This is a genomic window from Prosthecobacter sp. (assembly GCF_044222345.1).
GTDB lineage: Bacteria > Verrucomicrobiota > Verrucomicrobiia > Verrucomicrobiales > Verrucomicrobiaceae > Prosthecobacter.
In genome coordinates this window covers 1-3,714 of the sequence record NZ_JBGANL010000144.1, presented here as the reverse complement: position 1 = coordinate 3,714, position 3,714 = coordinate 1, and the positions used below count along the sequence as shown (strand labels likewise).

General features: G+C 61.7%; 5 protein-coding genes. All 5 read left to right on the top strand.

What is annotated here, in order from left to right; genetic code table 11:
* A partial coding sequence (locus ACILSL_RS27345; RefSeq protein ID WP_395735243.1) for a hypothetical protein occupies nt 1–223 on the top strand: 223 nt, incomplete at its 5' end.
* Complete coding sequence (locus ACILSL_RS27340; RefSeq protein WP_395735242.1) at nt 220–465, top strand: hypothetical protein; 246 nt, start codon at nt 220–222, stop codon at nt 463–465. The genes ACILSL_RS27345 and ACILSL_RS27340, both read left to right, overlap by 4 nt.
* 306 nt (nt 466–771) lie before the next feature.
* Nucleotides 772–1,077 (top strand): hypothetical protein, encoded by a 306-nt coding sequence (locus ACILSL_RS27335; RefSeq protein WP_395735241.1) that lies wholly within the window; start codon nt 772–774, stop codon nt 1,075–1,077.
* A gap of 18 nt (nt 1,078–1,095) precedes the next feature.
* The gene (locus ACILSL_RS27330) at nt 1,096–2,133 is read left to right on the top strand and encodes a DUF1376 domain-containing protein (RefSeq protein ID WP_395735240.1); all 1,038 of its coding nucleotides are present in this window, start codon (nt 1,096–1,098) and stop codon (nt 2,131–2,133) included.
* A gap of 36 nt (nt 2,134–2,169) precedes the next feature.
* Nucleotides 2,170–3,714, top strand: a 1,545-nt coding sequence (locus tag ACILSL_RS27325) for a replicative DNA helicase (protein ID WP_395735239.1), incomplete at its 3' end; no start/stop codon positions are given.

The following is a 3,714-nucleotide window of genomic DNA, read 5'->3' as shown; positions in this document are numbered from 1 at the left end:
GAAGGGTGCCTTTGATGAAGCGATGGTGGCACCCCTCACCGAGCAGCCCACGGCCACCACCGACCCCGTCGTTCGCCACATCGACGAGATCCAGACCGCAGCCGGCGACACGCTGACGCCGGAGACCATCACGCTGCTGGAGCTGGCCAAGGAAGCCCAGTCCACCGGCCAGATGCCAGACTTGTCCCGCCTCAACAAACACGAACCCCAGTGCTGCCAATGAACACGCTCTTTGACATCCCCACCCAACCCAAAAGAACCACCGTTGAACCCAAGGCCATGCGACTGGCCAGACTGCGCAAAAAGCTTGATGCGGTCGAATCGGACCTGGACGCCGCGCAAGATGAAGTCAGACAGCTTGAATCGCTGTCAGAAGCACTCTCCGACGAAATCGAGAAGATCGAAAACGAACCAGACTTTGAACAGGATGCCGCGGGCGACGTGTTAAGCCGGTTCGACGGCTGACGTGTTACAGCGGAGCCATGTGGAGCTGGGTGACCGCATCAGAGACGGGCACCGCGATGCGGAAGACTGGCTGGGTAGAACTCGACCGACGGGATATCGAACTGCGCGTGAGGAGGCGCTGGCTCGCCGATGAAAGCCGGACGCCATCTCGATCCCCACTATCACGCGAACGCCGCCGCCGTCTCTGCACGAAGGCGCTGCCCGGAGTGTGCGGGCGCGCGAGAACCCCGCCCTCGTCCTTTGCTCCGCCTGCCGGGCCAAGCGCCGCGACTGGTGGCACGCACACCATCCCAAATCTTGCTGCCCATGATCACCACACAACCGACCATCCTCACCCTTGCTGACGCCAACCAAGCCGGGCTGAAGCAGTCTGTCACCTACCGCGCTTCGTGGCCGCGCGATCGCGCCGAGCTGGAATCGATTCTCGCCAATCTCACCGCCTCCGGCATCCCCGCCGCCATCGTCATCATTCAGGGCACGATGGAACGAGGCACCGCCGAGGTGCGGCGCAAGCCCGTGCCAAAGGCCAACCGCCCGCTCTACCAGCAGACCCGCACCCTTGGCGGCTCCCCCAAACTCCAACACACCCGAGACGGCCATAAAATCCGCTGACTCACCTACTCTCGCCCCATGCACATCATCCCCCTCAACATCGGCGACTTCACGCAGGCCACGCAACGGTTCAAACCGGTGCACCTGGGCATCTTCCTGACCCTCCTGATGGAGTATTACAAGAGCGAGACCCCGCTCACTGACGACCGCGACGAGCTGGCCTTTCTTGCCGGTGCCAGCTCACCCGCCGAGAGGAGCGCGCTGGATCTCGTGCTGAAGTACTGTTTTGTGCACGACGCGGAGCGCAAAATCTTCATTCAAAAGCGCGTGGAGAAGGAAATCGCCGCCTTCAAGGTCACCGGCCAGCAAAAGCGCTACGCCATCCTGTGCCGACACTGGGACAGTGTCAACGGCACCCTCAAACGCCCGACGTTCGAGGCCTTTGCGCTCGACCCTTCCCGGTATTACGAAGACGCTACAGGGCGCATTCGAGTGCTCGACACCCGTAAGCCCCTCGTATTACAGCCGTATGATTCCAGTAGCCCAGGTGTTCCGCCGCCGAACTACCCTACAGAAACCAGTAACCAGAAACCAGAAACCAGTAACCATGAGAGTACTGCCGCTGGCGCTGTTGTTACACCCGTAGCGGCTGAGAAGCCATCGCCGAGACAACCGAGTGATGACGCCTTGGCTGAGGAGATTTACATGCTTTACCCGCGAAAAAAGGGGAAGCTCAAAGCCTTGGCTGCGATCAAGAAGGCCATCAAAACCAGCGGACTCACCGAGATGGAGCTGCAGGCGAAGGTCCGGCTCTACGCCGAGAGCGTGAAGGACGAAGATCCGCAATTCATCCCCTACCCGGCCACGTGGTTCAACGCCGGTCACCATCTGGACGACCCCGCCGGATGGAAACGGACCGAGAACGCCCACGTTCAGCACGAACATCCGCCGACGAAAAAGGAAATTGGAGCGGAGGAAATCGTCATCGAGGAAAAAGACCTGTTGAGCGGCGCTGGAGACTTTGAGCAGGGGCTGGCGCGACGTTTGGCCGCTGATCACCCGCGCGCCGATGCCAGCCGCCTTCGCCGACGTGCGCAAGGCCTTCGCAGCGCCTGATCGACGAATGCGAAGAAAAAAGGGGGGGGCTGAAGCGTGAGCGAATACGAATCCAGCGACGAGCCGGCATTCGATGCCCACCACCCCGAGGGCGGGGAGGCCTTTCCGGGCGGCAAAAAAAGGAAGGGGGGCGAGCCCTCCACGGAAGACATGCTGGCGGGCATCAATCGCCAGCTTCCCTTCAGTGACGAGGCCGAGAAAGGCATCCTCTCGTGCCTGTTGCAAGGCGGAATTGAACGCCTCAGCGAGACGCGCGCCATGCTGCCGGCCGAGGCATTTTATCACCTGCCCAACCGGCACATTTACGAGGCGATCCTCGCGCTCGACGACGCCCGCCTGCCGATCGAGGTTGTGATGCTCACCAACTGGCTGCGCGACAAGGGCCAGCTCGACAAGGTGGGCGGGTCCGCTGCGATCAGCGAGCTTTACACCTTCGTGCCGATCGACGCGCACGCGCCGTATTATCGCAAAGTCGCCTTCGCCAAATGGATTCTGCGCGATGCGATCAAGGTTTGTGCCAAAGGCATCAACGGCTGTTACGAACACGGGAAAGAAGATCCAGCGCAAGACACCGGCGACACGGTGGCCGCGATTGAAAGCGATGTCTTTGCCTTGCTGGAGCGCATCCGCACCGGCCAGGGTGACGATGGCCCTGTGCACAGCTCCGCCGTCGTGACGGAAGTGATCGACCACGTGGAGAAGCTGATGCACAACAAGGGCAAGCTGCTCGGTGCCAGCACGGGCTGGGTGGATCTTGACCGCGCCATCGGCGGCCAGGGCCTTGAGCCCGGCGACGTGTTTGTGTGCGGCGCAAGGCCGAAGATGGGCAAGACGAACGTGCTGTGCTCGATGGTGAAGAGCATCGCCGTGGATCAAGACATCCCCACGCTTGTGCTCTCGCTCGAAATGAGCCGCCGCCGCCTGTGGAACCGCATCATGTTCGGCGGCTTCGGCATCGAGACGAGCAAGGCAAGCACCGGCTTTTTGGAGAAGCCCAAAGCCGCCGACTATGTGCCCGGCGATGACGATGGCGACCTTGAGGACACGGGCGGCATGACGCGCGGCGATCAGGAAAACCTGACGCTTTCACGGATGAAAATGTCACGCGCAAAGCTGTGGGTGCACGACAAGCCGATGGACACAAACGACCTGCGCGCCGTCGTCCGCATGATGGTGCGCAAGCATGGCATCAAATGCTGCGCCATCGACTATGTGCAGCTGGTCCGCAGCGTCACGAAACGCGGCCAGGGCGAGGAGCGCCACCAGATCGCCGAGGCGATGGATACGATTCACTCGCTCGCCAAAGAGTTCGGCATCTTCTTCATCGTGCTTGCCCAGGCGAACCGCAGCGCGGAGTCCAACCCCGGCAAGGAGCCGAGCGACAAGGACTATGATGGAGGCAGCGCCATCGAGAAGTATCTCGACTACGGCAGCTTCATTCACCGCCCTGCTCGCTACAAAAAATGGGGGCAGCTCGACAAGGAGCAACAGGCGGCCTTCAGGGCCATGGTGGAACCGCGCCGCAAACGCAACCCGGAGCTGTGGAGCCGAGACGTGCCGGTGCGCAATGGATTCGGGCAG